The sequence below is a fragment of the Pseudomonas solani genome (assembly GCF_026072635.1).
Classification (GTDB): domain Bacteria; phylum Pseudomonadota; class Gammaproteobacteria; order Pseudomonadales; family Pseudomonadaceae; genus Metapseudomonas; species Metapseudomonas solani.
In genome coordinates this window covers 1,706,981-1,732,842 of record NZ_AP023081.1, presented here as the reverse complement: position 1 = coordinate 1,732,842, position 25,862 = coordinate 1,706,981, and the positions used below count along the sequence as shown (strand labels likewise).

Annotated in this window: 26 protein-coding genes and 3 pseudogenes; 6 read left to right on the top strand and 23 right to left on the bottom strand. The window is 66.1% G+C overall.

The features are described from left to right. Positions 1 to 55: 55 nt before the first annotated feature. The 3 genes from PSm6_RS08005 (at position 56) to PSm6_RS07995 (ending at position 2,647) form a co-directional block, all read left to right on the top strand. Positions 56 to 847: a transporter substrate-binding domain-containing protein gene (locus PSm6_RS08005; protein ID WP_021221376.1), complete on the top strand. Its 792-nt coding sequence runs from the start codon at positions 56 to 58 to the stop codon at positions 845 to 847. Between the two features lie 110 nt (positions 848 to 957). Further along, complete coding sequence (locus PSm6_RS08000) at positions 958 to 1,920, top strand: amino acid ABC transporter permease (RefSeq protein WP_043240630.1); 963 nt, start codon at positions 958 to 960, stop codon at positions 1,918 to 1,920. Beyond that, positions 1,913 to 2,647: an amino acid ABC transporter ATP-binding protein gene (locus tag PSm6_RS07995; RefSeq protein WP_031288441.1), complete on the top strand. Its 735-nt coding sequence runs from the start codon at positions 1,913 to 1,915 to the stop codon at positions 2,645 to 2,647. Before PSm6_RS08000 ends, PSm6_RS07995 begins: the two co-directional genes overlap by 8 nt. Before the next feature lie 61 nt (positions 2,648 to 2,708). Here PSm6_RS07995 and PSm6_RS07990 read toward each other — a convergent pair whose 3' ends face one another. The 14 genes and pseudogenes from PSm6_RS07990 to ubiE form a co-directional block, all read right to left on the bottom strand. Continuing rightward, on the bottom strand, positions 2,709 to 3,143 hold the full coding sequence (locus tag PSm6_RS07990) for a UPF0158 family protein (RefSeq protein WP_043240633.1): 435 nt from the start codon (positions 3,141 to 3,143) through the stop codon (positions 2,709 to 2,711). A 57-nt stretch (positions 3,144 to 3,200) separates the two neighbouring features. After that, positions 3,201 to 3,914 carry a methyl-accepting chemotaxis protein gene (locus PSm6_RS30445; RefSeq protein WP_371877116.1) on the bottom strand — a complete coding sequence of 238 codons (714 nt, stop codon included), beginning with the start codon at positions 3,912 to 3,914 and terminating at the stop codon, positions 3,201 to 3,203. A 141-nt stretch (positions 3,915 to 4,055) separates the two neighbouring features. Continuing rightward, positions 4,056 to 5,045: pseudogene (locus tag PSm6_RS30440) on the bottom strand (methyl-accepting chemotaxis protein); the annotation flags it as partial. A 328-nt stretch (positions 5,046 to 5,373) separates the two neighbouring features. Further along, the gene (locus PSm6_RS30435) at positions 5,374 to 6,087 is read right to left on the bottom strand and encodes a methyl-accepting chemotaxis protein (RefSeq protein ID WP_374981961.1); all 714 of its coding nucleotides are present in this window, start codon (positions 6,085 to 6,087) and stop codon (positions 5,374 to 5,376) included. Between the two features lie 141 nt (positions 6,088 to 6,228). Further along, positions 6,229 to 7,290, bottom strand: a pseudogene (locus tag PSm6_RS30430) (methyl-accepting chemotaxis protein); the annotation flags it as partial. Positions 7,291 to 7,362: 72 nt separating this feature from the next. Further along, on the bottom strand, positions 7,363 to 8,070 hold the full coding sequence (locus PSm6_RS07975; RefSeq protein ID WP_021221370.1) for a 16S rRNA (uracil(1498)-N(3))-methyltransferase: 708 nt from the start codon (positions 8,068 to 8,070) through the stop codon (positions 7,363 to 7,365). Further along, a complete protein-coding gene (gene tatC, locus PSm6_RS07970; protein WP_021221369.1) occupies positions 8,067 to 8,861 on the bottom strand; it encodes a twin-arginine translocase subunit TatC in 795 nt (264 codons plus the stop codon). Before tatC ends, PSm6_RS07975 begins: the two co-directional genes overlap by 4 nt. Next, positions 8,858 to 9,285: pseudogene (tatB, locus tag PSm6_RS30340) on the bottom strand (Sec-independent protein translocase protein TatB). Before tatB ends, tatC begins: the two are co-directional and overlap by 4 nt. A gap of 6 nt (positions 9,286 to 9,291) precedes the next feature. After that, positions 9,292 to 9,561: a twin-arginine translocase TatA/TatE family subunit gene (locus tag PSm6_RS07960; RefSeq protein ID WP_021221367.1), complete on the bottom strand. Its 270-nt coding sequence runs from the start codon at positions 9,559 to 9,561 to the stop codon at positions 9,292 to 9,294. A 23-nt stretch (positions 9,562 to 9,584) separates the two neighbouring features. After that, positions 9,585 to 9,920 carry a phosphoribosyl-ATP diphosphatase gene (locus PSm6_RS07955; protein ID WP_021221366.1) on the bottom strand — a complete coding sequence of 112 codons (336 nt, stop codon included), beginning with the start codon at positions 9,918 to 9,920 and terminating at the stop codon, positions 9,585 to 9,587. Beyond that, on the bottom strand, positions 9,913 to 10,314 hold the full coding sequence (gene hisI, locus PSm6_RS07950) for a phosphoribosyl-AMP cyclohydrolase (protein WP_021221365.1): 402 nt from the start codon (positions 10,312 to 10,314) through the stop codon (positions 9,913 to 9,915). The genes PSm6_RS07955 and hisI overlap by 8 nt, the downstream gene beginning before the upstream one ends. Before the next feature lie 79 nt (positions 10,315 to 10,393). After that, entirely contained in the window at positions 10,394 to 11,989 is a 1,596-nt protein-coding gene (gene ubiB / locus PSm6_RS07945; protein ID WP_021221364.1) for a ubiquinone biosynthesis regulatory protein kinase UbiB, read from the bottom strand. Then, the gene (locus PSm6_RS07940; protein ID WP_184489695.1) at positions 11,986 to 12,603 is read right to left on the bottom strand and encodes a ubiquinone biosynthesis accessory factor UbiJ; all 618 of its coding nucleotides are present in this window, start codon (positions 12,601 to 12,603) and stop codon (positions 11,986 to 11,988) included. The genes ubiB and PSm6_RS07940 overlap by 4 nt, the downstream gene beginning before the upstream one ends. Further along, the gene (ubiE, locus tag PSm6_RS07935; protein WP_265169998.1) at positions 12,603 to 13,373 is read right to left on the bottom strand and encodes a bifunctional demethylmenaquinone methyltransferase/2-methoxy-6-polyprenyl-1,4-benzoquinol methylase UbiE; all 771 of its coding nucleotides are present in this window, start codon (positions 13,371 to 13,373) and stop codon (positions 12,603 to 12,605) included. Before ubiE ends, PSm6_RS07940 begins: the two co-directional genes overlap by 1 nt. A 142-nt stretch (positions 13,374 to 13,515) precedes the next feature. Between ubiE and PSm6_RS07930 the strand changes: the two genes are divergently transcribed. The 3 genes from PSm6_RS07930 to PSm6_RS07920 all read left to right on the top strand — a co-directional run bounded on the left by PSm6_RS07930 (position 13,516) and on the right by PSm6_RS07920 (position 15,308). After that, positions 13,516 to 13,791 carry a polyhydroxyalkanoic acid system family protein gene (locus PSm6_RS07930; protein ID WP_021221361.1) on the top strand — a complete coding sequence of 92 codons (276 nt, stop codon included), beginning with the start codon at positions 13,516 to 13,518 and terminating at the stop codon, positions 13,789 to 13,791. A 154-nt stretch (positions 13,792 to 13,945) separates the two neighbouring features. Beyond that, entirely contained in the window at positions 13,946 to 14,386 is a 441-nt protein-coding gene (locus tag PSm6_RS07925; RefSeq protein WP_021221360.1) for a phasin family protein, read from the top strand. Positions 14,387 to 14,396: 10 nt separating this feature from the next. Further along, complete coding sequence (locus PSm6_RS07920) at positions 14,397 to 15,308, top strand: phasin family protein (protein WP_265169997.1); 912 nt, start codon at positions 14,397 to 14,399, stop codon at positions 15,306 to 15,308. Positions 15,309 to 15,354: 46 nt separating this feature from the next. Here PSm6_RS07920 and PSm6_RS07915 read toward each other — a convergent pair whose 3' ends face one another. The 9 genes from PSm6_RS07915 to argS form a co-directional block, all read right to left on the bottom strand. Next, on the bottom strand, positions 15,355 to 15,969 hold the full coding sequence (locus tag PSm6_RS07915) for a TetR/AcrR family transcriptional regulator (RefSeq protein WP_184489693.1): 615 nt from the start codon (positions 15,967 to 15,969) through the stop codon (positions 15,355 to 15,357). Positions 15,970 to 16,030: 61 nt separating this feature from the next. Next, on the bottom strand, positions 16,031 to 17,713 hold the full coding sequence (phaC, locus tag PSm6_RS07910; RefSeq protein ID WP_265169996.1) for a class II poly(R)-hydroxyalkanoic acid synthase: 1,683 nt from the start codon (positions 17,711 to 17,713) through the stop codon (positions 16,031 to 16,033). 184 nt (positions 17,714 to 17,897) lie between these two features. Then, positions 17,898 to 18,755, bottom strand: a complete 858-nt coding sequence (gene phaZ / locus PSm6_RS07905) for a poly(3-hydroxyalkanoate) depolymerase (RefSeq protein WP_021221356.1) — start codon at positions 18,753 to 18,755, stop codon at positions 17,898 to 17,900. Positions 18,756 to 18,907: 152 nt separating this feature from the next. Further along, positions 18,908 to 20,587 carry a class II poly(R)-hydroxyalkanoic acid synthase gene (gene phaC, locus PSm6_RS07900; RefSeq protein WP_184489691.1) on the bottom strand — a complete coding sequence of 560 codons (1,680 nt, stop codon included), beginning with the start codon at positions 20,585 to 20,587 and terminating at the stop codon, positions 18,908 to 18,910. 290 nt (positions 20,588 to 20,877) lie between these two features. After that, a complete protein-coding gene (locus PSm6_RS07895; RefSeq protein ID WP_021221354.1) occupies positions 20,878 to 21,249 on the bottom strand; it encodes a gamma-butyrobetaine hydroxylase family protein in 372 nt (123 codons plus the stop codon). Between the two features lie 80 nt (positions 21,250 to 21,329). After that, on the bottom strand, positions 21,330 to 22,646 hold the full coding sequence (hslU, locus tag PSm6_RS07890; protein ID WP_265170511.1) for an ATP-dependent protease ATPase subunit HslU: 1,317 nt from the start codon (positions 22,644 to 22,646) through the stop codon (positions 21,330 to 21,332). A gap of 46 nt (positions 22,647 to 22,692) precedes the next feature. Continuing rightward, the gene (gene hslV, locus PSm6_RS07885) at positions 22,693 to 23,223 is read right to left on the bottom strand and encodes an ATP-dependent protease subunit HslV (protein ID WP_031288432.1); all 531 of its coding nucleotides are present in this window, start codon (positions 23,221 to 23,223) and stop codon (positions 22,693 to 22,695) included. 96 nt (positions 23,224 to 23,319) lie between these two features. Further along, the gene (locus PSm6_RS07880) at positions 23,320 to 24,021 is read right to left on the bottom strand and encodes an SPOR domain-containing protein (protein WP_263400903.1); all 702 of its coding nucleotides are present in this window, start codon (positions 24,019 to 24,021) and stop codon (positions 23,320 to 23,322) included. A 6-nt stretch (positions 24,022 to 24,027) separates the two neighbouring features. Continuing rightward, positions 24,028 to 25,767 carry an arginine--tRNA ligase gene (gene argS / locus PSm6_RS07875; protein WP_043245824.1) on the bottom strand — a complete coding sequence of 580 codons (1,740 nt, stop codon included), beginning with the start codon at positions 25,765 to 25,767 and terminating at the stop codon, positions 24,028 to 24,030. Positions 25,768 to 25,862: the final 95 nt, after the last annotated feature.

The window sequence follows — 25,862 nt, the reverse complement described above, 5'->3', positions numbered from 1 at the left end:
GCCCGTCGTCCGTGGGCTGCCAACAATAAAACGATCTGCCCAATCAGGAGTAAGAATGAAGAAGCTTCTCGCATCCCTGTTGCTCTCCGCCTGCGCCGTCACCGGCCTGGCACACGCTGGCGTCGTCGATGATGCGGTCAAGCGCGGCACCCTCCGCGTCGGCATGGACCCGACCTACATGCCCTTCGAAATGACCAACAAGCGTGGCGAGATCATTGGCTTCGAAGTCGACCTGCTCAAGGCCATGTCCAAGGCGATGGGCGTCAAGCTGGAACTGGTTTCCACCAGCTACGACGGCATCATCCCGGCCCTGCTGACCGACAAGTTCGACATGATCGGCTCCGGCATGACCCTGACCCAGGAGCGCAACCTGCGCCTCAACTTCTCCGAGCCCTTCATCGTGGTCGGCCAGACCCTGCTGATCCGCAAGGAGCTGGAAGGCAAGATCAAGTCCTACAAGGACCTGAACGACGCCCAGTACCGCATCACCTCGAAGATCGGCACCACCGGCGAGATGGTCGCCAAGAAGCTGATCGCCAAGGCCAAGTACAACGGCTTCGACAACGAGCAGGAAGCGGTGATGGACGTGGTCAACGGCAAAGCCGATGCCTTCATCTACGACGCCCCCTACAACGTGGTCGCGGTGAACAAGGCCGGCGCCGGCAAGCTGGTGTACCTGGAAGAGCCCTTCACTTACGAGCCCCTGGCCTTCGGCCTGAAGAAGGGTGACTACGACAGCATCAACTGGATCAACAACTGGCTGCACCAGATCCAGAAGGACGGCACCTACGATCGCATCCATGCCAAGTGGTTCAAGAACACCGCCTGGCTGAAGGATATGGAGTAATCGCAGCCGCGAAGCCCTGACGCTTCACGCTGCAGACGGCAGGTTCCGGCTCACGAGGCCGGGCCTGCCTTTTTGCCTTCTATGGCCTCCCGCCATGAAAGAGATAGCCCGTGACTAGAAAACAACGTCGCACCTGGCCCTGGCACGTACTGACCGGCCTGATCCTGGTCGTGGTCGCCTATGGCCTCTGGTATTCAACCTCCCTGATTTCGTACGAGTGGCGCTGGAACCGCGTGCCGCAGTACTTCGCCTACCACGCCGAAGAAGCCCAGCGCGCCGCCGAGTACGCGCGGGTCGATGCCATCGCCGAGGAGGGCGCCAACGCCCGGGTGACGCTGGTCAACGATGCCGGCGAGGAACAGCAGCTGGTCATCGCCAAGGACAGCCTGCAGGTTTCCCAGGGCGATGACGTCGCCGAGGGCGATGTGGTCGGCGTGACCCGCCACTGGGCCGCCGGGCCGCTGCTCTGGGGCCTCTGGACCACCCTGTGGATATCCGTCCTTTCCGGTGCCTTCGGCCTGGCCATCGGCCTGTTCACCGGCCTCTGCCGGCTTTCGCCGAACCCCACCCTGCGCGACCTCTCCACCGTCTATGTCGAGCTGGTGCGCGGCACGCCGCTGCTGGTGCAGATCTTCATCTTCTATTTCTTCATCGGCACCGTGCTCGACCTGTCCCGCGAGTTCGCCGGGGTGGCGGCGCTGGCGCTGTTCACCGGCGCCTACGTCGGCGAGATCGTCCGTGCCGGCGTGCAGTCCATCGCCCGTGGGCAGAACGAGGCGGCGCGCTCCCTCGGCCTGTCTTCCGGGCAGTCGATGCGCCACGTGATCCTGCCCCAGGCCTTCAAACGCGTGCTGCCGCCCCTGGCCGGGCAGTTCATCAGCCTGGTCAAGGACACCTCGCTGGTGTCGGTCATCGCCATCACCGAGTTGACCAAGAGCGGCCGCGAGGCGATCACCACCTCCTTCTCGACCTTCGAGATCTGGTTCTGCGTCGCCGCCCTGTACCTGGTGATCAACCTGCCCCTGTCGCAGATCGCCAACCGCCTGGAACGGAGGCTTGCGCAAAGTGATTGAAGTCCGTGAGCTGATAAAAGTCTTCGATGCCCGTGGCCATGAGGTGCGCGCGGTGGATAACGTCACCACCCAGGTGGCCCGTGGCGAAGTGGTGGTGGTGATCGGCCCGTCCGGTTCCGGCAAGTCCACCTTCCTGCGTTGCCTCAATGGCCTGGAAGAGCTGGACTCCGGCTCGGTGAGCATCGACGGCGTCGACCTCGCCAACCCGAAGACCGACGTGAACGCCTACCGCCGCGAGGTGGGCATGGTGTTCCAGCACTTCAACCTGTTCCCCCACATGACGGTGCTGGAGAACCTCTGCCTGGCGCAGAAGGTCGTGCGCAAGCGCGGCAAGGCCGAGCGCGAGGAGAAGGCCCGGGCGCTGCTGGCCAAGGTCGGCATTTCGCAGAAGGTCGACGAGTACCCCTCGCGCCTCTCCGGCGGCCAGCAGCAGCGCGTGGCCATCGCCCGTGCCCTGTGCATGGAGCCCAAGGTGATGCTGTTCGACGAGCCCACCTCGGCGCTGGACCCGGAAATGGTCGGCGAGGTGCTGGACGTGATGAAGCAGCTGGCCGTCGAGGGCATGACCATGGTCTGCGTCACCCACGAGATGGGCTTCGCCCGCGAAGTGGCCGACCGCGTGCTGTTCTTCGACCACGGCAAGTTGCTGGAGGACGCGCCGCCGGCGCAGTTCTTCGACCAGCCACAGGACCCGCGCGCGCAATCCTTCCTGCGCCAGGTGCTGTAACGAAAAAGGGCCGCGATGCGGCCCTTTTTCATGGTGTGGCGAATCAGCGAGATTTTGCAGGCTATGCATCGCGAGGTTCGTTGGCGGGATACAGGTCATTTTCCTCAAGCCAGTCCAGCGCCAGTTGCCGGATGGCATTGGCTTCGAAGGTGTACCAGGCCTGCAGTACGTCCGGATAACCCATAAGCACGTTCTTGAATGTTCTGAACGGCTTCCGGCCAGACAGGGCGTGTTCGAGGGCAAGATAGATTTCCTGCTGCGTCACCGTCTGTATGAAGTCTTCCATGATGGTGAAGCCGGTTGCCGAAGTGATCGGCTCGATCAGCAGCATTCGCTCGGGTTCGGATTCAAGCAGATCCGCAACTTCGGGGTCTGGAACTTCCGAGTACATCAAGAGGACCTTGCCGCTCAGAAGATCCAGGTAGTGATCCAGATCTTCTCCGTTGGTGTTGAGGGCGAAGGCCAGTTCGTCGAGGTCGATGGTCAGTGGGCGCATGACGGGGGCCTTGGGGGAAGGATGACCGCGTGATCCTACCCCCGGGGCGCCGTTTTGTCAGACGCGGAAGCGCCCGACCATGGTGTGCAGCTCGTTGCCCAGGCGCGCCAGCTCGACGCTGGAGGCGGCGGTCTCTTCGCTGGCAGCGGCGGTCTGCTCGGAGACGTCGCGCACGCTGATCACGCTGCGATTGATCTCCTCGGCCACCGCGCTCTGCTCCTCGGCGGCCGCGGCGATCTGCTGGTTCATCGCCTGGATGGTGGACACGGTGCGGGTGATGCTGGCCAGGGAATCACCGGCGCGGCGCGCCAGTTCCACGGTGCTGTCGGTGAGGGCGCGGCTGCTTTCCATCATGCTCGCGGCCTGCTGGGTGCCGTTCTGCAGGCCGCCGATCAGCTCCTGGATTTCTTCGGTGGATTTCTGCGTGCGCTGGGCCAGCCCGCGTACCTCGTCGGCGACCACGGCGAAACCACGGCCGGCTTCGCCTGCGCGGGCGGCCTCGATGGCGGCGTTGAGGGCCAGCAGGTTGGTCTGGTCGGCCACGGCCTTGATCACGTCGAGCACGCTGCCGATCTTCTCGCTCTCGCGCTTGAGCTGTTGCACCGATTCGGTGGAGCGCGCCACTTCGGTGGCCAGGCGGTCCATCTGCTGCACCGCCTCCAGCACCATGCGGTTGCCGGCATTGGCTTCGCGGTCGGCGGCGAGGGCGGCTTCGGAGGCTTCCTCGGCGTTGCGCGCGACTTCCTGCACGGTGGCGGCCATCTCGTTCATGGCGGTGGCGACCTGGTCGGTCTCGACCTTCTGGCTGTTGACCCCGGCGCTGGTCTGCTCGGTAACGGCGGAGAGCTGTTCGGCGGCGCTGGCGATCTGAGTGACGCCGTCGCCGATGTGGCTGATCAGCTGGCGCAGGTTGCCGGCCATGGCCTGCAGGGAGCGCTGCAGCTGGCCGAGCTCGTCGCGACGGTCGGCCTGCAGTTGGCCACCGAGATCACCCTGGGCGATGCGTTCGGCGAAGGCCAGGCTCTGGCGCAGCGGCTGGATGATCTGCCGGGTGATGACCCAGGCGGCGCCGATGGCCAGGAGCACGGCGAACAGGGTGGTGACCAGCAACTGGCCGCTGGCGGCGCTGGCGTCACCGCTGCGCTCGTCCACTTGCTGGCTGTACAGCGCCTGGCTGAGGTCGCGCATGACCTGGGCGTGGTCGGCCATGGTGGCGCTGGCCTGGCGGCTGGCAGCGGCGCCGTTGCCGAACAGGCGGATGGCGTCCTGATAGGCAGCGAAGGACTGCTGCGCACTCTGCAGGGCTTCCAGGCGCTCGCCGCTGGTGCCGGCGATGGCCTTCTGCAGGTCGGCCTGCATGGTGGCCAGCGCCGCGAGGGCCGGCTGCTCGGATTCGGGGGTCTGCTGGAAGACGAAGCCGCGCACCAGGTAGCGGATCGACAGAAGCTGGCGGTTCAGCTCGAACACCTCGCGGGCCTGGCCCAGCAATTGGCTGTCGCTGCTGTTGAGCGCCAGTTCGTCGAACAGCTGGTTCTGCAGCTTCTCGAACACCTGCAGGCTGGACTCGGCGGATTTGACCAGCACGGCGCGGGCGGCGTTGCGGGTTTCCTGGGCGCGGATCAGGTCGCCCAGGGACTGGCGGTAGGCGAGCACGGCGGCATTGAGGCCCGCCAGGCGGCGTGCGCCTTCCCCCTCGGCGAACTGCGGGCGCATCTGCTCGTTCTGCTTGAGCATGCGGTCGACCAGTTCCTCGATGTTCTTCGCGTGCTGCATGTCGCCGTTGGCGAGGAACTGCAGGCGCTCGGCGCGGGCGTCCTTGATCAGGTTGTCCACGGCGCCGACGGCGACCATCTCGTCACTGCTGGCGATCATGCGGTCGATGCCGTGGATGCCGGTGAGCATCACCGTGAGGGTGAGCAGCAGGACCAGGCCGAAGCCGGCCACGAGTTTTTTGCTGACGGTGAGGTTGGCCAGCAGTTGCGTACACCAGTGGTACATGGATTTCTCCCGGAAATGAGCTGCGCACGGCAGTGCTTGTGGCGCTGCCGTGTTCGAGTGGGGTAGGGGCGTCTTTCGAGTTGTTGGAGCTGGGCGCGGGTGGCTGGCTGAAGGGCCACCGGAGCTGCGACCAGGGACGCAAGGTGCGGGAGAGTAGCTGGCGCCATAGCGGCGCCGCAAGCCTGCATGGGCATTGCGCCCTGGCCGCGAAACGCGGGCCAGGGCTGGCGGGTTATACGCGGAAGCGCGAGACCATCGATTGCAGCTCGTTGCCCAGGCGCGCCAGTTCGACGCTGGAGGCGGCGGTTTCCTCGCTGGCGGAGGCGGTCTGCTCGGAGATGTCGCGCACGTTGATCACGCTGCGGTTGATCTCCTCGGCCACCGCGCCCTGTTGCTCGGCGGCTGCGGCGATCTGCTGGTTCATCTGCTGGATGGTGGAGACGGCCTGGGCGATGGTGCCCAGGCGGCGGCCCGCTCGGCGGGTCAGCTCGACGGTGCTTTCGGTCAGGCTGCGGCTGGTGTCCATCAGGCTGGCGGCCTGCTGGGTGCCGCTTTGCAGGCCGGCGATCAGTTCCTCGATCTCCTCGGTGGACTTCTGCGTGCGTTGGGCCAGGCCCCGCACCTCGTCGGCGACCACGGCGAAACCGCGCCCGGCATCGCCCGCGCGGGCGGCCTCGATGGCGGCGTTGAGGGCCAGCAGGTTGGTCTGTTCGGCCACGGACTTGATCACGTCGAGCACGCTGCCGATCTTGTCGCTTTCCTGCTTGAGGCGGCCGACGGCGTCGTTGGAGCGGCCCACTTCGGTGGCCAGGCGATCCATCTGCTCCACTGCGTCGTTGACCGCCACCTCGCCCTCGCGGGACAGGCGGTCGGCGGAGCTGGCGGCCTCGGAGGCCTGCTCGGCATTGCGCGCGACCTCCTGCACGGTGGCGGCCATTTCGTTCATGGCGGTGGCGACCTGGTCGGTCTCGACCTTCTGGTTGTTGACCCCGGCGCTGGTCTGCCCGGTAACGGCGGAGAGCTGCTCGGCGGCGCTGGCGATCTGCGTGACGCCGTCGCGGATGTGGCCGATCAGCTCGCGCAGGCTCAGGGTCATGCGCTGCATGCTCTTCTGCAGTTGGCCGAGCTCGTCGGCGCGCTCGACCTTGAGGTCTTCGCTGAGGTCGCCCGAGGCGATGCGCTCGGCCACGGCCAGGGTGCGCTGCAGGGGCAGGACGATCTGCCGGGTGATCATCACGGCGGCGGCGACACCGATGGCCAGGGCGATGGCGATGGCGGCCAGCAGCAGGGTGCGTGTCTGGGTGGACTCCCGCTCGCGTTTGGCGGACTGGCTGTCGAACAACTGGTTGCTGATCTGCAACAGCTTGTCGCGCAGAGTACTCATGGCCTGGGCCTGCACCAGAGTGGCGTCGGTGGAGCTGCGGAAGGCGCCGATGGCGGCGCGGTAGGCCTTGAGGCCGACGGCGACCTTGGCCAGGTCTTCGTCCTCGCCGAGGGTTTCGCCGAGTTTGGCCTGGCCGGCCAGGGCGGTGTCCACGGCGCTGAGAGCTGCCTGCTCCAGGCTCGGGTCGTTGCTGTAGGTGTAGCCACGCACCTGGAAGCGCGCCTGCTGCACCGAGAGGCGCAGTTCGCTGAGCTGGCGGTACTGGTCGAGTCGCGAGGCTTCGTCCAGGGCGATATCGGCGAGGATGCGCTGCTCGATTTCACCAATGGCCTGGACGGCTGCGTCGGCGCTGGCACCCAGTTGGGTGCGCGCTGCCTCGCGGGCCTGGTACGCCTGGCCGAGCTGGCCAAAGGCCTGCCTGTAGGCGCTGAGCGCGGCTTCCTCCTGTTCGATGAGGGCGTGGTCCTCGGGGTCGCTGAGTTCCTTGTCCAGTTCCCGGGCGAAGGCCTCCATTGCCATGAGCGCGGCGTTGACCTTGTCGGCCGTCGCCGGTTCCTGTTTGACCTGATACTCCTGGCGGGCGATGCGCAGGTCCTTGGTCATCTCGCTGAGCTTGGCGCTGGCGCCGAGCTTGTCGCCGCGCTGCAGGGTGGCGTCGAGGGCCAGCCAGCCGGTGAGGGTGATGAGCACGGTGAGCAGCAGTACCAGGCCGAAGCCAAGGGTCAGCTTGAGGTTGACACTGATATTGCCGAACCAGCGGAACATGAGGACTTCTCCAGCGAACGAGGCAGTGCTGGGGTTATCGGCAGGCGCAGGCGCGGCTTGAAGCCAGAGGCTTCAGAACAGGCGGGCGAGCAGGGCGGTGACGGCGGTTTCCACGCGCAGGATGCGCTCACCCAGTTGCACCGGGTCGAGGCCGGCTTCCTGAAGCTTTTCCACCTCGTAGGGAATCCAGCCACCTTCCGGGCCTATGGCCAGGGTGATGGGGCCTTCCACCGCGCGCGGGCAGGCGGGCCAGGGGCCGGGGTGGCCGACCAGGCCGAGGGTGTTGGCGGTGATGGCGGGCAGGCGATCCTCGACGAAGGGCTTGAAGCGCTTCTCGATCACCACCTCGGGCAGCACCGTGTCGCGGGCCTGCTCCAGGCCGAGGATGAGCTGTTCGCGGATGGCGTCGGGTTCGAGGAAGGGGGTTTGCCAGAAGCTCTTTTCCACCCGGTAGCTGTTGAGCAGCACCAGGCGCGGCACGCCCATGGCGGCGACCGTCTGCAACACGCGGCGCAGCATCTTCGGCCGTGGCAGGGCCAGCAGCAGGGTGAGCGGCAGCTTGGCCGGTGGCGCCTGTTCCAGGCTGAACTGCAGTTCGGCGCGGTCCGCCTCCAGGCTCAGCAGGCGACCTTCGCCCATGGCGCCGCCGAGCAGGCCGACGCGCAGGCTGTCGCCGGCTTCGGCGCGGTGCACTTCATGCAGGTGCTTGAGGCGACGACCCTGCAGCAGGGCACGATCGGGGGCGATCAGGTCGCCCTCTTCGAGCAGCAGCAGGTTCACGGCTGGGTGGCGGGCGGCTGGTCGCCGGGCTCGTCGGTGCTGTCCTCGGGGTGATCGCCACGTTTGCGGATCAGGCCGCCGAAGAACACGCCGACCTCGAACAGCAGCCACATGGGAATCGCCAGCAGGGTCTGGGAGAAGATGTCCGGCGGGGTGAGGATCATGCCGACCACGAAGCAGCCGATGATCACATAGGGGCGGATCTTCTTCAGGTAGCTGACGTCGACCACGCCGATCCAGATCAGCAGCACCACGGCCACCGGGATCTCGAAGGCGACACCGAAGGCGAAGAACAGGGTCATGACGAAATCGAGGTAGCTGCTGATGTCCGTCATCATCGACACGCCTTCGGGAGTGACGCTGGCGAAGAAGTGGAAGATCAGCGGGAACACCAGGAAGTAGGCGAAGGCCATGCCGGCGTAGAACAGCACGATGCTGGAGACCAGCAGGGGCATGGCGATGCGTTTCTCGTGCTTGTACAGGCCGGGCGCGATGAAGCCCCAGACCTGGTGCAGGATCACCGGCATGGCGAGGAACAGTGCCACCACCATGGTCAGCTTGAACGGCGTGAGGAAGGGCGATGCCACGTCGGTGGCGATCATGGTCGCGCCTTCGGGGAGGTACTGGCGCAGCGGCGCGGAGACCAGGGTGTAGATCTTCTGGGCGAAGTAGAACAGCCCGGCGAAGATCAGGAAGATCGCGGCCACGCAGCGCAGCAGGCGGGTACGCAGTTCGGTGAGGTGCGAGACCAGGGGCATTTCCTGGTCCAGTTCCGGCTTGTGATCGCTCATAGGGGGCGTGGCGGCTGTGGCTGTTCGGTGGGCACGACGGGGGCGGCCGGTGCGCTGGCCGGGACGGCTTCAGCTGCGGGCGCGACGGGGCTCGCCTCGGCCGCCGCTGCTGTCGCGGGTGCGGGCACGGCCTCGGGGCCGGCTGCGGGACGGCCGGCGTGGGCACGGGCTCCGCAGCGGGAGGCACGATGCTCTCCTTGATCTGCTTTTCCAGCGCCATGATCTGTTCGTTATGCAGCTGGCGACGGATTTCGTCGGCGCCGATCTCGCGTTCCACTTCCTGCTTGATGGCGTTGAAGCTGCGCTTGAGGCGGCCGATCCACAGGCCGGCGGTGCGGGCGGCACCCGGCAGGCGCTCGGGGCCGAGCACCAGCAGCGCCACCAGGCCGATCAGCAGCAGTTCACCAAAGCTGATACCGAACATGCTGGGTCAGTCCTTGCGCACTACCGGCTCTTCGACCTTCTGTGCCTGGCCGTCGATGGTGTGCGGCTGGTTCAGCGGGGCGCCGGGCTGTTGCGCTTGCGGCTGGGCGGCAGCCTGCTGTTCGGCCTTCTGGTCTTCTTCGGTGTTCATCGCCTTGCGGAAGCCCTTGATGGCCTCGCCGACATCCGAACCGAGGTTCTTCAGGCGCTTGGTGCCGAACACCAGGACGACGACGATCAGAATGACCAGCCAGTGTTTCCAGTCGAAAATACCCATGGTTTGCTCCTGAGGCTAATGCGTTATGCGGAAGGCTGGCGGGCGGCTTTTTCAGCGTGCCCGGACAGGCCGAAGCGACGATCCAGTTCATCGAGCACCGCCTGGGGATGCTGGCCGAGGGCGGCGAGCATGACCAGGCTGTGGAACCAGAGGTCGGCGGTTTCGTAGATCAGGTCGCTGCAGTCGCCGCTGACGGCGGCGTCTTTGGCGGCGAGGATGGTTTCCACCGATTCCTCGCCGACCTTTTCGAGAATCTTGTTCAGCCCCTTGTGGTACAGGCTGGCCACGTAGGAGGAGTCCGCTGCGGCGCCCTTGCGCGCTTCCAGGACCTCGGCGAGGCGGGTAAGGGTGTCACTCATGGGTGTGTCCTGCGTGGTAGATCGCATCGGGGTCCTTGATGACCGCGTCGACGGTTTTCCAGTCGCCATTCTCGAAGACGCGGTAGAAGCAACTTTCACGGCCGGTGTGGCAGGCGATGCCGCCAAGCTGTTCGACCATCAGCACCACGACGTCGGCGTCGCAGTCCAGGCGCAGCTCGTGCAGACGCTGCACGTGGCCGGATTCCTCGCCCTTGCGCCATAGCCTGCCACGGGAGCGTGACCAATAGATGGCACGGTTCTCGGCGACGGTGAGCGTCAGGGATTCGCGGTTCATCCAGGCCATCATCAGGATGCGGCCGGTCTTGTGGTCCTGGGCGATTGCCGGGACCAGACCATCGGCATTCCAGTGAATTTCTTCCAGCCAGTCGTTCATTTCGGTTTCCACGAGCGGGTCAGGTGCGATGCACGGCCTGACCGGGGCGGCTAGTGTGCCAGCGCCGGCGTTGGCTTGGCTATCGGCGCAATACCAGATACAGACCACCGGCCAGCATCAGCCAGGCGGGCCAGGCTGCGGCGTGTTGCTCCAGGCCGAGGGTGGCGGCACCGACCAGCAGGGCGGCGCCGATCAGGCGCAGGGCCAGGCCGTCACGGGGCTTGTGCCAGGGCGGCGACGGGTCGGCGGCATGGGGCTGGCTCATGCGCTCCAGCAGGTCGCGGGTCATGTTGGCGACATGCGGCACCTGTTCGACCTGGGACTGCAGGTTGTGCAGCAGGGTCCTGGGGCTCATGCGCTCGCGCATCCAGCGTTCCAGGTAGGGCTGTGCGGTGCTCCAGAGGTCGAGGTCCGGGTACAGCTGGCGTCCCAGACCTTCGATGTTGAGCAGGGTCTTCTGCAGCAGCACCAGTTGCGGCTGCACTTCCATGTTGAAGCGGCGCGCGGTCTGGAACAGGCGCAGCAGCAGCTGACCGAAGGAGATGTCCTTGAGCGGCCGCTCGAAGATTGGCTCGCAGACGGTACGGATGGCGGCTTCGAAGTCGTTGACCCGGGTCTCGGCGGGCACCCAGCCGGAGTCGATGTGCAGTTGGGCGACGCGGCGGTAGTCGCGCTTGAAGAAGGCGATCAGGTTGCGCGCCAGGTAGTCCTGGTCCTCGGGGGTGAGGCTGCCGATGATGCCGCAGTCGATGGCGATGTACTGCGGGTTCCAGGGCTGGCGGTTGCTGACGAAGATGTTGCCGGGGTGCATGTCGGCGTGGAAGAAGCTGTCGCGGAAGACCTGGGTGAAGAAGATCTCCACGCCGCGTTCAGCCAGCAGCTTGAGGTCGGTGCGCTGGTCGGCGAGGGTAGCCAGGTCGGTGACCGGGACGCCGTAGATGCGCTCCATCACCAGCACCTTGGGGCGGCACAGGTCCCAGTAGACCTGGGGCACGTAGAGCAGCGGCGAGCCTTCGAAGTTGCGCCGCAGCTGGCTGGCGTTGGCTGCCTCGCGGAGCAGGTCGAGCTCGTCGTAGATGGTCTTCTCGTAGTCGCTGACCACCTCCACCGGGCGCAGGCGGCGGGCGTCGCTGGAGAGGCGCTCGGCGATGCGCGCGAGGATGAACAGCCAGGCGAGGTCCTGGCGGATGATCGGGCGCAGGTTGGGGCGGATCACCTTGACCACCACTTCCTCGCCGCTTTTCAACTGCGCGGCGTGGACCTGGGCCACTGAGGCGGAGGCCAGCGGGGTGACGTCGAAGCGGGCGAAGACTTCGCTGACGCGGGCGCCGAGCTGCTCCTCAATGCGGGCCACGGCCTGCTCGGGGTCGAAGGGCGGGACCTGGTCCTGCAGGCGCGCGAGCTCGTCGGCGATGTCCGGCGGCAGCAGGTCACGGCGGGTGGACAGCAGCTGGCCGAACTTGATGAAGATCGGCCCCAGGCCTTCCAGTGCCAGGCGCAGGCGTGCGCCACGGGAGAGCTCCAGGCGCTTGCGCGGCAACCAGCGCCAGGGCAACAGGTAGCTGAGGGCGCGCAGCCACCAGGGCAGCGGCAGGTCGAAGACCAGGTCATCGAGGCGGTAGCGGATGACCACACTCTGGATGCGCAGCAGACGGCGGACGGCGAGCAGCTTCATGCGTTGGGTTTGCTTTTCTGGGTCAGGCGCCCGATGCGGGCGTCGAGGCGGTCGAGGTCGACCTTGAGGCGGTCCAGTTCGGCGAAGCGGGCGTCCGCTTCACGCTGGCCGACCAGTGTGCGCGATTCCTCGGCCAGGTAGTCGGCGAGGTTCAGGCGCAGGCTGTCGAGGCTCTGGGTGGTCCAGTCGACACGGCTGCGCAGGTGGGCGCCGAGCAGTTGGCTGGCCACCGGGCCGAGCCAGCGGGACAGCTCGTATTCCCAGTCCAGCTCCAGGTCCTGGAGGACGCCGGCGAGCTCCATGAGCGCGGCGCTGTCGCCGTCCAGCTCGACTTCCGGGCGGTGCAGGACGGCGGTCTTTTCGCGGCTCAGGGCCAGGCGCAGCAAGCTGGCGGCCGGCGCGCGCAGGCGGCAGTCGGCCGGAGCGGCCCAGTTCGCTGCCAGTTGCAGGCCGTCGCCTCCGGGGAGGATGAACAGCTGCAGGGCGGGGGCCTGGCAATCGATCTCGATCACCTTGCCTTCGAGGCGCGACAGGCGCGGCAGCGCAGTGCCGTCGAGCCTGAGGACGCGGTTGATGCCGTGTTCGACGCCGGCGAGCAGGGCCTGGGTAAGCATCAGGGCTTGATGCCGCGGTGCAGGGCGACGATGCCGCCGGTCATGTTGTGGAAGGTGGCGCGCTCGAAGCCGGCCTCCACCATCATGGCCTTGAGGGTTTCCTGGTCGGGGTGCATGCGGATCGACTCGGCCAGGTAGCGGTAGCTCTCGGAGTCGTTGGTGATCAGCTTGCCCATCAGCGGCAGCAGGCTGAAGGAGTAGGCGTCATAGGCCTTGGACAGCAGGTTGCTGGTGGGCTTGGAGAACTCCAGCACCAGCAGGCGGCCGCCGGGCTTGAGCACGCGCAGCATGGAGCGCAGGGCGGCGTCCTTGTGGGTGACGTTGCGCAGGCCGAAGGCGATGGTGACCACGTCGAAGTGGTTGTCGGGGAAGGGCAGCTGCTCGGCATCGGCCTGGACGAAGCTGACGTTGCCGGCGACGCCGCTGTCCAGCAGCTTGTCACGACCTACCTTGAGCATCGAGGCGTTGATGTCGGCCAGCACCACTTCACCGGTGCTGCCCACCAGGCGCGAGAACTGGCGGGTGAGGTCGCCGGTGCCGCCGGCGATGTCGAGCACGCGGTTGCCCGGTCGTACGCCGGAGAGCTCGATGGTGAAGCGCTTCCACAGCCGATGGACGCCGCCGGACATCAGGTCGTTCATCAGGTCGTACTTGGCGGCCACGGAGTGGAACACCTCGGCGACCTTGTCGGCCTTCTGGCTCTCGGGAACGCTCTGGTAGCCGAAGTGGGTGGTGGGTTCGGCATCGCTGCCTTTGCGCGGATCGTTCATGTCGCTGCCCCGGAAGAAATTGGCGGCCATTTTAGGCGCGGTTGGCCTGCTTTGTCTTGGCCCCGAACGGTGCCGGTTCGCCAGGGCCCGCGGGCGGCCTGCTATAGTCGCGCGACCTTAAGTCGCAGTCAGGAGTTGGCCCATGGCCCGCATCAATGTCGAACGTTCCCACAACCTGGGCCGCAGCGCCGTCCGGGCCAAGGCCGAGCAGCTCGCCGAGCGCCTCGCCCGTGAATACGACGTGCGCTACCAGTGGCGTGGCGACACCCTGGAGTTCAAGCGCAGCGGCGCCGACGGGCAGATCGAGGTCAGTGACGACAAGGTGAATGTCGAGGTGAAGCTGGGCCTGCTGCTGTCGGCCATGAGCGGCAGCATCAAGCGCGAGATCGAGAAGGCGCTGGACGAGTACCTGGCCTGATGCCGTGAGGGCCCTTTTCACGGCACGTGGAGAGGGCGGGCACGGCGCGTTTCACCCAACCCGCGGCTAGTATGCGGTTTCTAATTTTCCTCGTTAACGTGCACCTCAAGCCCTGAGAAAGGGCGAGTCCTCCATTACCCGAGTGAGGTGCACCATGGCCAAAGCCGCCGTCGTCAAGAAGAAAGTCGAAGAAACCAAGACCACCGTCCTTTCCGATGTCCGTCTCTATGCCCGCAAGATCTGGCTGGCTGGCCTGGGTGCCTACGCCAAGGCCGGACAGGAAGGCGCCGACTACCTGCGCGACCTGGTGAAGGCCGGCGAGAGCGTCGAGAAGCAGGGCCGCAAGGTCGTCGATGCGCGCGTCGAAGCCGCCAACAGCCAGATCGATTCGGTGAAGGGCAGCGTCAAGGGCTCGGTCACCGGCGTGAAGGAAAAGGTCGAAGTGCAACTCGACAAGATCGAAAAAGCCTTCGACAACCGCGTCGCTGTCGCACTCAATCGCCTGGGTATTCCCTCGCGACAGGACGTTGAGGCACTCTCTGCTAAGCTTGACGAGCTGAGCGCGTTGCTCGAGCACGTCGCGCGAACCAAATAAGGAGAGCAGGATGGCTGGTAAGAAAAAAACCACGAAAGAAACCAACTCCTGGATCGGCGAGATCGAGAAATACTCGCGCCAGATCTGGCTGGCTGGCTTGGGGGCCTACTCGAAGGTCAGCAACGACGGCACCAAGCTGTTCGATACGCTGGTCAAGGATGGTGAGAAGGCTGAAAAACAGGCCAAGACCGAAGTCGACAAGCAGGTCGATGCGGTCAAGTCTCGGGTTGGTTCCCGCGTCGGCTCCGCCAAGTCCAAGGTCGATGAGGTCAAGGACAAGGCGATCGGCAAATGGGGCGAGCTGGAAGAAGCTTTCGACAAGCGTCTGAACAGTGCCATCTCCCGTCTCGGCGTTCCTAGCCGCAACGAGGTGAAGGACCTGAACAGCAAGGTCGACAGCCTGACCCGGCAGATCGAGAAGCTGACCGGCGTCTCCGCCAAGTCGGTCAAGCCGGCTGCCAAGCCCGCTCCGAAAGCTGCCGCTAAACCGGCCGCCAAGGTCGCTGCCAAACCTGCTGCCAAGACCGCTGCGGCGAAACCCGCTGCTAAACCGGCTGCGAAGCCGGCCGCCAAGGCTGCAGCCAAACCCGCTGCGAAGACCGCTGCGGCGAAACCGGCTGCCAAACCGGCCGCCAAGCCCGCGGCGAAACCTGCCGCCAAGCCTGCGGCGAAGCCGGCAGCGGCCAAACCCGCAGCCGCTGCCAAGCCTGCAGCTGCGGCAAAACCGGCTGCCAAGCCGGCGGCGAAGCCCGCTGCCAAACCTGCTGCGAAGAAGCCTGCGGTGAAGAAAGCCGCTGCGCCGAAACCGGCAGCTGCCAAGCCGGCGACCCCGGCCGCAACCCCGGCTCCGGCCGCTGCACCGAGCGCTCCCGCCGCCACTCCGGCGCCATCCGCTCCGGCCAGCACGCCAAGCCAGTCCTGATCGTCAGGGACCACAGACGCCCGGCCTCGCGCCGGGCGTTTGCGTTTCAGGCTTCCAGATAACGCCGGGCCATGCGCTCGGCGGCCTGGCGCGAGTCGTCCTGCAGGTGGGGGGCCACCAGCATCATGATCTGGTAGACCACCAGGCGTACTTCGCCGTCGTTGCCGAGGATGCGCTGGTAGTCGAGGGAGAACAGCAGGGTGAGGGTGATCTGCTCCACCAGTTGGCCGAGGGATTCGGTGTCGCTGACCAACTGCTCTCGCGCCTTGAGCCGCGCCAGCAGCGAGGCCAGGGTGCGCTTCAGTGCGTTGAGCCAGGCGCGCATGCCACGGGCCAGCTTGGGCAGGCGCCCGGCGAGGTTGGAGAGGTCCTGGAAGAGGAAGCGGTACTGCGCCAGGCGCTCGACGATCAGGTGCAGGAACAGCCAGTAGTCCTCGACACCCAGTTCCACGTCCTCGGGCGGGTCGAGCAGCGGCGCGAGCTCGTCCTGGAAGCGCTCCAGCAGCGCCATCACCAGCGGTTCCTTGCCATGGAAGTGGTAGTAGAGGTTGCCCGGGCTGATGCCCAGTTCGGTGGCGATCTCAAGGGTGGTGACGTTGGGTTCGCCTTCGCTGTTGAACAGCATCAGGGCGCATTCGAGTATCCGGTCTCGGGTCTTCATCCAGTCTTCTTGTCGTCGTTGCATGCGGTTGGCCGGGTGTTCCCCGGCCGGCCGAACGTCTTCAGCGCACGTGCACGTAGGTGCCGGGTGCCGCCTCCATGGGTGGGTGGGCCTGGTTGCCGAGGGTGACCAGGGTTTCGCGCTGCTCCCCCGAGCGCGCCTGGATCCAGCTCAGCCATTCCGGCCACCAGCTGCCCTGCACGTTCTTCGCGTCGTAGTACCAGGCGCGGTGGTCCGAGCTGAGCTTGCCGTTTTCCAGGTAGTTGGCCTTGGGGTTGCTCGGTGGGTTGAGGATGCTCTGGATGTGCCCGCTGTTGGACAGCACGAAGCGGCTCTCGCCACCCAGCAGCCGGGCCGAGCGATAGACAGCGTCCCAGGGGGTGATGTGGTCGTTGATGCCGGCCACGCTGAAGCTGTCCACCGTGACCTTCTGCAGGTCGATCGGGGTGCCGCAGATTTCCAGCGCGCCGCCGCGGGTCAGCGGGTTGTGCTTGAAGAAGTCCAGCAGGTCGCCGTGGAAGGCGGCGGGCAGGCGGGTGTTGTCGTTGTTCCAGTAGAGGATGTCGAAGGCCGGCGGCTGGCGGCCCAGCAGGTAGTTGTTGACGAAGTAGTTCCACACCAGGTCGTTGGGGCGCATCCAGGCGAAGATCTTCGCCATGTCGCGGCCGTCCAGGACGCCGTGCTGGTAGGAGCGGCGCTTGGCCGCCTCCAGGGTCTGTTCGTCGGCGAACAGGGCGGCGGGGCTTTCGACCTGGCTGTCCAGCAGGCTGACCAGGTAGCTGGCGCTGCTGACCTTGCGTAGTTGGCGCTTGGCCTGGAGGTGGCCCTGCAGGGCGGCGATGGTCAGGCCGCCGGCGCAGGCGCCCATCAGGTTGACGTCCTTGCTGCCGGTGATGGCGCGGGCCACGTCGACCGCCTGCTCCAGCGCCTGCACATAGGTGGACAGGCCCCATTCGCGGTGGCGCGCATCGGGGTTGCGCCAGCTGACCATGAGCACCTGCAGGCCATTCTTCAGCGCGTACTGGACGAAGCTCTTTTCCGGCGAGAGGTCGAAGATGTAGAACTTGTTGATTTGCGGCGGGACGATCAGCAGAGGCTTGAGGTACTGCTTCTCGCTCATCGGCTTGTACTGGATCAGTTCCAGCAGCTCGTTGCGATAGACCACCGACCCGGGCGTGGTGGCCAGGTTGCGGCCGATCTCGAAGGAGTGCTTGCTGACCTGGCGCGGCATGGCGTTGTTGTTCAGCACATCGTCCAGCAGGTGGCGCGCGCCATTGAGCAGGCTGAGGCCGCCGGTGTTGAACAGCTCCTTCACCGCGAGGGGGTTGAGCAGGCTGTTGGAGGGCGCCATGGCGTCGCTGACCAGGGCCAGGACGAAGCGCGCGCGGGCGCGGTCATCGTCGGTGAGGTCGCTGTCCTCGACCCAGGCATAGAGTTGTTTCTGCCAGGCCAGGTAGGCCTGCAAGCCGCGACGGTAGAACGGGTTGTGGCTCCAGGAGGGATCGGCGAAGCGCGCGTCCTGCGGGTTGGGCTTGTGCGGGGTGTCGCCCATCAATACGCGGCCCAGCTGGCCGCCGAAGGCGAGGACGTGGCGGGCGCTGTGCACGGGGTGCTTCAAGCCCTGCAGGGCGAGGGTGCGGACGGTGGAGGCCAGGTCCTTGCCTCGCAAGCCGACAATCGCGCTCTGCGCGTTCATGTAGTTAGCGGGGACCGGCAAGGCTCCCGACACCTGTTTCTCTCGCATGGGGGCAACGCTCCGTAATCAATCCGTCGTCAAGGAGGTTTAGGCAAGGCTCGTACCACTGAGCGCAATAGGTGCATTCCAGACTACTGCGCGGGAAATTCAAGTTCGTTACAGCGGGCGTTTTGCCGCGCGAATGCGGTGCTGCCGCCCCATCATGGAGCGGAGGCACCGCCGAGCGCGGGCTTCAGGGATTGCGCAGTTGCATCGGCTGCGGGTGGATTACCGCGCGCTGACGCTCCTGGGCGAGGAACTTCATGATGATCGGCGCCACCGTTTCCGCCCGGGTCACGAGGAACAGGTGACCGTCGTCGATGACATGGAGTTCCGAGTTGGGGATGCGCCAGGCGAGCATGCGCATGTTCACCAGCGGAATGATCGGGTCGTCGTCGCCGGCCAGTACCAGGGTGGGTTGGCGAATGCGGTGCAGCCAGTGGATGCTGGTCCAGCCGAGGCCGGCGAACAGCTGCCAGTAGTAGCCGAGCTTGCCGGAGGAGCGCACCTTGCTGGCGTGGGCCATGGCCAGGGTCGGGTCGCGGCGGAAGGCGCCACCGTAGATGTCCGGGGCGATGTGTACGCCGTAGGACGGCTGGATGTAGCGCCGCGGGCTGGCCATGCGCCAGAGCACCTTGGGCTTGCCGGGCACCATGATCGCGCCGGCCGAGGTGGCGGCGAGGATCAGCTTCTTGCAGCGCTCGGGGTAGTCATGGGCGAACTGCTGCGCCAGGGCGCCACCCCAGGACACGCCTATGGCGTTGACCTGGCCGTAGTTCAGATAGTCGAGCATGCGGGCGGCGAGCTTGGCCAGGCCGGGGAAGCGGTAGGGCTTGCTCGGCGTGGAGGACCCGCCGACACCGGGCACGTCGAAGGCGATCACCTCCTGGTCCGGGTCCAGCGCCTGGACGAAGGGGAACACCAGCTCGAGGTTGGCACCGATGCCGTTGAAGATGAGCAGCGGCGTCAGGTGGTCCTTGCCGGGCCTGACGGCGGTGCGGATGGTCTGGCCATCGAGGTCGATGGTGCGGAAGACGAAAGGTTGCGGCATGCGCGGGCCCCTATGGATTGAAACGACGGGAGGCACCCGCGAGGGGCCTCCCTGTAGCGCCAGGCCGAGCCTGGTTCAGGCCGCCGCCGGTATTGGCGGTGGGCCTGGCTGGCACGTCCGGGTGCCGGGGCAGCAATGCGCAATGCGCGCGATCAACGTTCGTGGACATAGGTCCCTGGCGAAGCCTCGCCGGCCGGGTAGGCCTTGTTGCCGAGGGTGAAGCTGGCTTTCTTGGTCTTGCCCGAGCGCTCCGCCAGCCAGGTTTGCCAGTACAGCCACCAGGAGTCGGCGTGCTTGGTGGCGTTTTCCTGCCACTCCTTCGGGTCCGCCGGCATCTCGCTGTTGGTGGAGAAGCGCGCCTTGGGGTTGCCCGGGGGGTTGAGGATGCTCTGGATGTGCCCGCTGTTGGACAGCACGAACTCGCATTTGCCGCCCAGCAGGCGGGCGGAGCGGTAGCAGGCTTCCCAAGGGGTGATGTGGTCGGTGGTGCCGGCCACGCAGAAGAAGTCGCAGGTGACCTTCTTCAGGTCGATTGGGGTGCCGCAGACCTCCAGCCCGTCGGGGCGGGTCAGCGGGTTGGTCTTGAACATCTCCACCAACTCGCCGTGGAAGGCGGCGGGCAGGCGCGTGGTGTCGTTGTTCCAGTAGAGGATGTCGAACACCGGCGGCTCGTTGCCGAGCAGGTAGTTGTTCACCCAGTAGTTCCAGATCAGGTCGTTGGGGCGCATCCAGGCGAAGACCTTGGCCATGTCCTTGCCTTCCAGCACGCCGGACTGGTAGGAGCGGCGCTTGGCGGCCTCCAGGGTGGTTTCGTCGGCGAACAGCGCGACCTGGGTGTCCAGGTTGAAGTCGAGCACGCTGACCAACTGGGTGAAGGCGTTCACCTTGTGTTCGCCGATCGCCTGGTAGTGGCCCAGCAGGGCGACGGTGGTGATGCCGCCGGAGCAGGCACCGAGCATGTTGAGGTCCTTGGCGCCGGTGATCTTCAGCACCACCTCGATGGTTTCCTTGAGCGCCTCGATGTAGGTCGACAGGCCCCATTCGCGCTGGGCCTTGGTCGGGTTGCGCCAGCTGACGATGAAGGTCTGGATGCCGTTGCGCAGGTTGAAGCGCGCCAGGCTCTTCTCCTGGGACAGGTCGAAGACGTAGAACTTGTTGATCTGCGGCGGCACCACCAGCAGCGGGCGCTCGTGCACCTGCTCGGTGATGGGCTTGTACTGGATCAGCTCCAGCACGTCATTGCGGAAGACCACGGCGCCTTCGGTGGTGGCGAGGTTCTTGCCGACCTCGAAGGCGTCCATGTTGACCTGGCTGGGCATGCCGCCGTTGTTGACCAGGTCCTTGGCCAGGTGCGAGAGGCCGTCGAGCAGGCTCTTGCCGCCGGTTTCGAAGAAGCGCTTCACCGCCGCCGGGTTGGCCATGGTGTTGGTGGGGGCCATGGCTTCGGTCATCAGGTTGATCACGAAGTGGCCGCGGCTGGTATCGGACGACGACAGGTCGCTGTGCTCGATCCACTGGTGCAGTTCCTTGCGCCAGGCGAGGTAGGTCTGCAGGTAGCGCTTGTAGAGGGGGTTCTGGCTCCAGGCCGGGTCCGCGAAGCGACGGTCGTCGGCTTCCGGCTGCAGGGCCGAGGAGCCGAGCAGGACGTTTTTAAGCTCGACCCCGAAATGGGCGACGTGCTTGGCACTGTGGAAGGGCTGCTTGATGGCCTGCAGCATGACCATGCGCGCGGAGGTCAGCAGATCCTTGCCGCGGATGCCGATCACCGGGTTCAGCCCGAGGGTATTCTCAGAGGCTTGGCGCTGCAGGTCTTCATTGTTCTTGTTGCTCATCTACGACGCTCCATTGTCCAGAGGCGGATACCGGGTGACTGCTGTACGGGACAGTTAAGCGTGCCTGGTACTGCTCGGGTTACCGGGGGTGCGAAGAGAACTTCGCCGATTTCTATGAACCTGTGGTTGCCAAATGCATGGAACCTGCCAGTTCTTGGTTACCCGAGTTTGTGGATTTGCGCAAGCTGGCCCTGGGTCGGGCGCGCGCCGGGGAGTATGTCGCGAGCTTCTAGAAAATGCGCTCTAACCTAGTGCGGCATGGCCAGAAAGGGGCTGGCCGGCGCACCGGGTCAGAGCATCAGGCGGACGACGCTTTCGTCGGGATCGCGGGAGCGGCCGGCGGCGGAAAGCTGCTGCAGGTAATCCTCCCAGAGCGCTTCCTGGCGGACGGCGAGCTCATGGAGGTAGTCCCAGGTGAACAGGCCGCTGTCGTGGCCGTCGTCGAAGGTCAGTTTCAGGGCATAGTTGCCCGCCGGTTCGACGCCGACGAGCGCAACCCGCGCCTTGCCGTACTGCAGGATCGGCTTGCCGTGGCCCTGCACCTCGGCCGAGGGCGAATGCACCCGCAGGAACTCCGCCGGCAGGCTGTAGCTCACATCGCCATAGCCCAGCACCAGGGTGCGGGAGGCTTTATGCAACTGGATCGACGTAGGGATGCGCATGGCGATAGCTCCAAGCGGCAAGCTTCAAGCTGCAAGAGGCGGGGTGCTTGCCGCTTGCAGCTTGGGGCTTGAGGCTGCGGTTAGAGAATATACCGCGACAGGTCTTCGTCCTTGGCCAGCTCGCCAAGGTGGCTGTTGACGTAGGCGGCGTCGATCAGGATCGGCTTCTCGTCGTGCTGGGCGGCCAGGTCGCCGGCGCTGAAGGAGACTTCCTCCAGCAGGCGCTCCAGCAGCGTGTGCAGGCGACGGGCACCGATGTTCTCGGTCTTCTCGTTCACCTGCCAGGCGATCTCGGCCAGGCGCTTGATGCCTTCCGGTGCGAACTCGATGTTCAGGCCTTCGGTCTTCAGCAGGGCGCTGTATTGCTCGGTGAGCGAGGCGTGCGGTTCGGTGAGGATGCGCTCGAAGTCCTCGGGCGATAGGGCCTTGAGCTCCACGCGGATCGGCAGACGGCCCTGCAGCTCCGGCACCAGGTCGCTGGGCTTGGACAGGTGGAAGGCGCCCGAGGCGATGAACAGGATGTGGTCGGTCTTGACCATGCCCAGCTTGGTGTTGACGGTGCAGCCCTCGATCAGCGGCAGCAGGTCGCGCTGCACGCCCTCGCGGGAGACATCGGCGCCGCCGACGTTGCCGCGCTTGGCGACCTTGTCGATCTCGTCGATGAAGACGATGCCGTTCTGCTCCACCGCCTCCAGGGCGCGGGCCTTGAGTTCCTCTTCGTTGACCAGGCGCGCGGCTTCCTCGTCGCGCACCAGCTTCAGCGCTTCCTTGACCTTGAGCTTGCGGCTCTTGCGCTTGCCCTTGCCCATGTTGGAGAACAGGTTCTGCAACTGGCTGGTCATCTCCTCCATGCCGGGCGGGGCCATGATTTCGACGCCGGCCGGGCTTTCGGCCACTTCGATGTCGATCTCCTTGTCGTCCAGCTGGCCTTCACGCAGGCGCTTGCGGAACAGCTGGCGGGTGTTGGAATCCTCGCGGGCGGGCTCGTCACCGAAGCCGCTGCGGGCCGGTGGCAGCAGGGCGTCGAGGATACGGTCCTCGGTGGCGTCCTCGGCGCGGAAGCGTACTTTGTGCATTTCCTGCTCGCGCATCATCTTCACGGCGGCGTCGGCCAGGTCGCGGATGATCGACTCGACGTCACGGCCCACGTAGCCCACTTCGGTGAACTTGGTGGCTTCGACCTTGAGGAAGGGCGCGTTGGCCAGCTTGGCCAGGCGACGGGCGATCTCGGTCTTGCCGACGCCGGTCGGGCCGATCATCAGGATGTTCTTCGGCGTCACCTCGGCGCGCAGCTCGACCGGCAGCTGCATGCGCCGCCAGCGGTTGCGCAGGGCGATGGCCACGGCGCGCTTGGCGTCGTCCTGGCCGATGATGTGGCGGTTGAGTTCGTGGACGATCTCGCGGGGGTCATGGACATGTACGGAAGCTCCGGTCTGGACGGCCTTACTCGGCGGCGTCCAGCTCCTCGATGGTGAGGTTCTGGTTGGTGAACACGCAGATGGAGCCGGCGATGTTCAGGGCGGTCTCGGTGATCTCGCGGGCGGACAGCTCGGTGCGCTGCAGCAGCGCGGTGGCCGCGGCCTGGGCGAAGCCGCCGCCGGAGCCCATGGCGATCAGGCCGTGCTCGGGTTCGACCACGTCGCCGTTGCCGGTGATGATCAGCGAGGCGTCCTTGTTGGCCACGGCGAGCATGGCTTCCAGGCGGCTGAGGGAGCGGTCGGTGCGCCAGTCCTTGGCCAGCTCGACGGCGGCGCGGACCAGGTGGCCCTGGTGTTTCTCCAACTGGCCTTCGAAGCGTTCGAACAGGGTGAAGGCGTCGGCGGTGGCACCGGCGAAGCCGGCCAGCACCTGGCCGTGGTAGAGACGGCGGACCTTCTTGGCGTTGCCCTTCATCACGGTGTTGCCGAGGGAAACCTGGCCGTCGCCGCCCATGACGACTTTGCCGTTGCGGCGGACTGAAACGATTGTGGTCAAGGGGAGAGTCTCCACGCAGCGGGGCGAATTGCCCGAATGGAAACCCAGATGGGGGAGGCGGCGCGGCTTTTCAACCGCGCGCCTGCGAATAGCCGATCAGCGTGCCTGTCGTTGTTGCAACAGGAGATTACCGAAGCCGCTGCCGGCCAGCTGTTTCTGTGCGCCAGCCAGCTGTTCGCGGGTGGCGAAGGGGCCGACCAGCACGCGGTACCAGGTCTCCTCGCGCACGGTGCCGGATTCAACCTGGACGTTTTGCCCCAGGAGGATGATCTGTGCACGTACGCGGTCGGCGTCGTCCTTCTTGCGGAAGGAGCCGGCCTGGAGGAAGAACTGGGTGACCGGCGCCTTGGCCACGGTGGGCGGAGGCGGCGGCACCTGCCCGGCCAGGGCGGCTTCGGCGCGGGCGGCGTCGATCTTCGCGGCTTCCTCGGGCGTCACCGGCTGGGTGGGCGTGGTCGGTGGTGTGTCCTTGGGCATGGCGTCCGGCGGCACTATGACTTCGGATTCCGGCAGCAGCGTGTAGAAGTCGTATTTGGGCTTGGTCGGTTCCGGCGTCGCCTGGGGCTGCTGCTGGCCACCCGCTTGCGGGCGTGGCGTCGGCTTGCCGTTCGCCGCCTGCTGCTGCTCGGGCTTGGTGCGACGGATGTCATCGCGACCGGGCTCGAGCTTCATCAGCATGACCACGAAGCCGCCGATGACCAGGCCCATCGCCAGCCAGACCCAGCCCGGCACCGGCTTCTTCGGCGGTGCCTGGTAGCGGCTGGCCCCGCGCTTGGGTGCTGCTTTCTTCTTCGCCATAGTCCGTTACATGCGTTCCAGGGGTTGCAGGCCGAGCAGCTCCAGGCCCTGTTTGAGGGTGCGGCCGGTCAGCGCAGCGAGGCGCAGGCGGCTTTGCTGGGTGGCTGCTTCCTCGGCGGCGAGGATCGGGCAGTTCTCGTAGAAGCTGGAGAACAGGCCGGCCAGGTCGTAGAGGTAGGTGCAGAGGATGTGCGGCACACCCTTGGCGGCGACGTTGTTGAGGGTGTCGGCGAATTGCGCCAGCTTGCCGGCCAGGGCCTGCTCCTGTTCGGCGGCGAGGATGATCTGCCCGCCGATCTCGTCGATGCCCTTGCCCAGCTTGCGGAACACGCTGGCGGTACGGGTGTAGGCGTAGAGCAGGTAGGGCGCGGTGTTGCCCTCGAAGCTCAGCATCTGCTCGAAGTTGAAGCTGTAGTCGCTGGTGCGGTGTTTGGAGAGGTCGGCGTACTTCACGGCGCCGATGCCGACGGCCTGGCCGATCTGGCGCAGCTCGGCCTCGTTCAGCTCCGGGTTCTTTTCCTTGACCAGGGCGTAGGCGCGCTCTTCGGCTTCGTTGAGCAGGTCGATCAGCTTCACGGTGCCGCCGTCGCGGGTCTTGAAGGGCTTGCCGTCGGCGCCGTTCATGGTGCCGAAGCCCATGTGTTCCATTTCGAAGTCGGGGCGTACGAAGCCGGCCAGTCGCGCGGCGGCGAAGACCATCTGGAAGTGCAGGGCCTGGCGCTGGTCGACGAAGTACAGGGCGCGGTCGGCCTTGAGCACGCCGCTGCGATAGCGGGTGGCGGCCAGGTCGGTGGTGGCGTAGAGGTAACCGCCGCCGGCCTTCTGCACGATCAGCGGCAGCGGGTCGCCTTCGGCGTTCTTGAACTCGTCCATGAACACGCAGAGGGCGCCGTCGCTCTCGGTGAGCAGGCCCTTGGTGCGCAGGTCGGCGACCACATTGGCCAGGTCATCATTGTAGGCGCTCTCGCCCTTGACGTCGGCCATGGTGAGCTTCACTCCCAGGCGGTCGTAGACGGCCTGGCAGTGGCTCAGGGAAATGTCGTTGAAGCGGTTCCACAGGCGCAGGCACTCGTCGTCGCCGGCCTGCAGCTTGACCACCAGCTCGCGGGCGCGATCGGCGAACTCGCTGGACTCGTCGAAGCGCTTCTTGGCGGCGCGGTAGAAGCCTTCCAGGTCGGCCAGCTCGGCATCGCTGCCCACCGGCTGTTCCTGCATGAAGGCCAGCAGCATGCCGAACTGGGTGCCCCAGTCGCCCACGTGGTTCTGGCGGATCACCTCGTCGCCGAGGAACTCCAGCACGCGCGCCACGCCGTCACCGATGATGGTGGAACGCAGGTGGCCGACGTGCATCTCCTTGGCCAGGTTCGGCGCGGAGAGGTCGACGACCACGCGCTGGGCCGGGCCGGCCTTGCGCACATTCAGGTGGGCGTCGGCCAGGGCGGCGTCCAGGCGCTGGGCCAGGGCCTGGGTGTTCTGGAAGAAGTTGAGGAAGCCGGGGCCGGCGATCTCCACCTTGCTCACCTGGTCGTCCTGGGGCAGGGCGGCGATGAGTTTCTCGGCCAGGTCGCGCGGCTTCAGGCCGGCCGGCTTGGCCAGCATCATGGCGATGTTGCTGGCGAAGTCGCCGTGGGTCCTGTCCTTGGTGTTTTCCACCTGGATGGCCGGGCTGAGGCCCTCGGGCAGCACGCCTTCGCTGGCGAGACGGGTCAGGGCTTGCTGGATCAGCTGGCGAATGGTGTCTTTCATGTTCTGCTCTCGGCCGGGGTACGGCGGCGCCTGGGCGCTGGTTGAAAACTGGGCATTATCGGTGCGCGGAGCCCGCAGCTTCAAGCGGCAAGCGC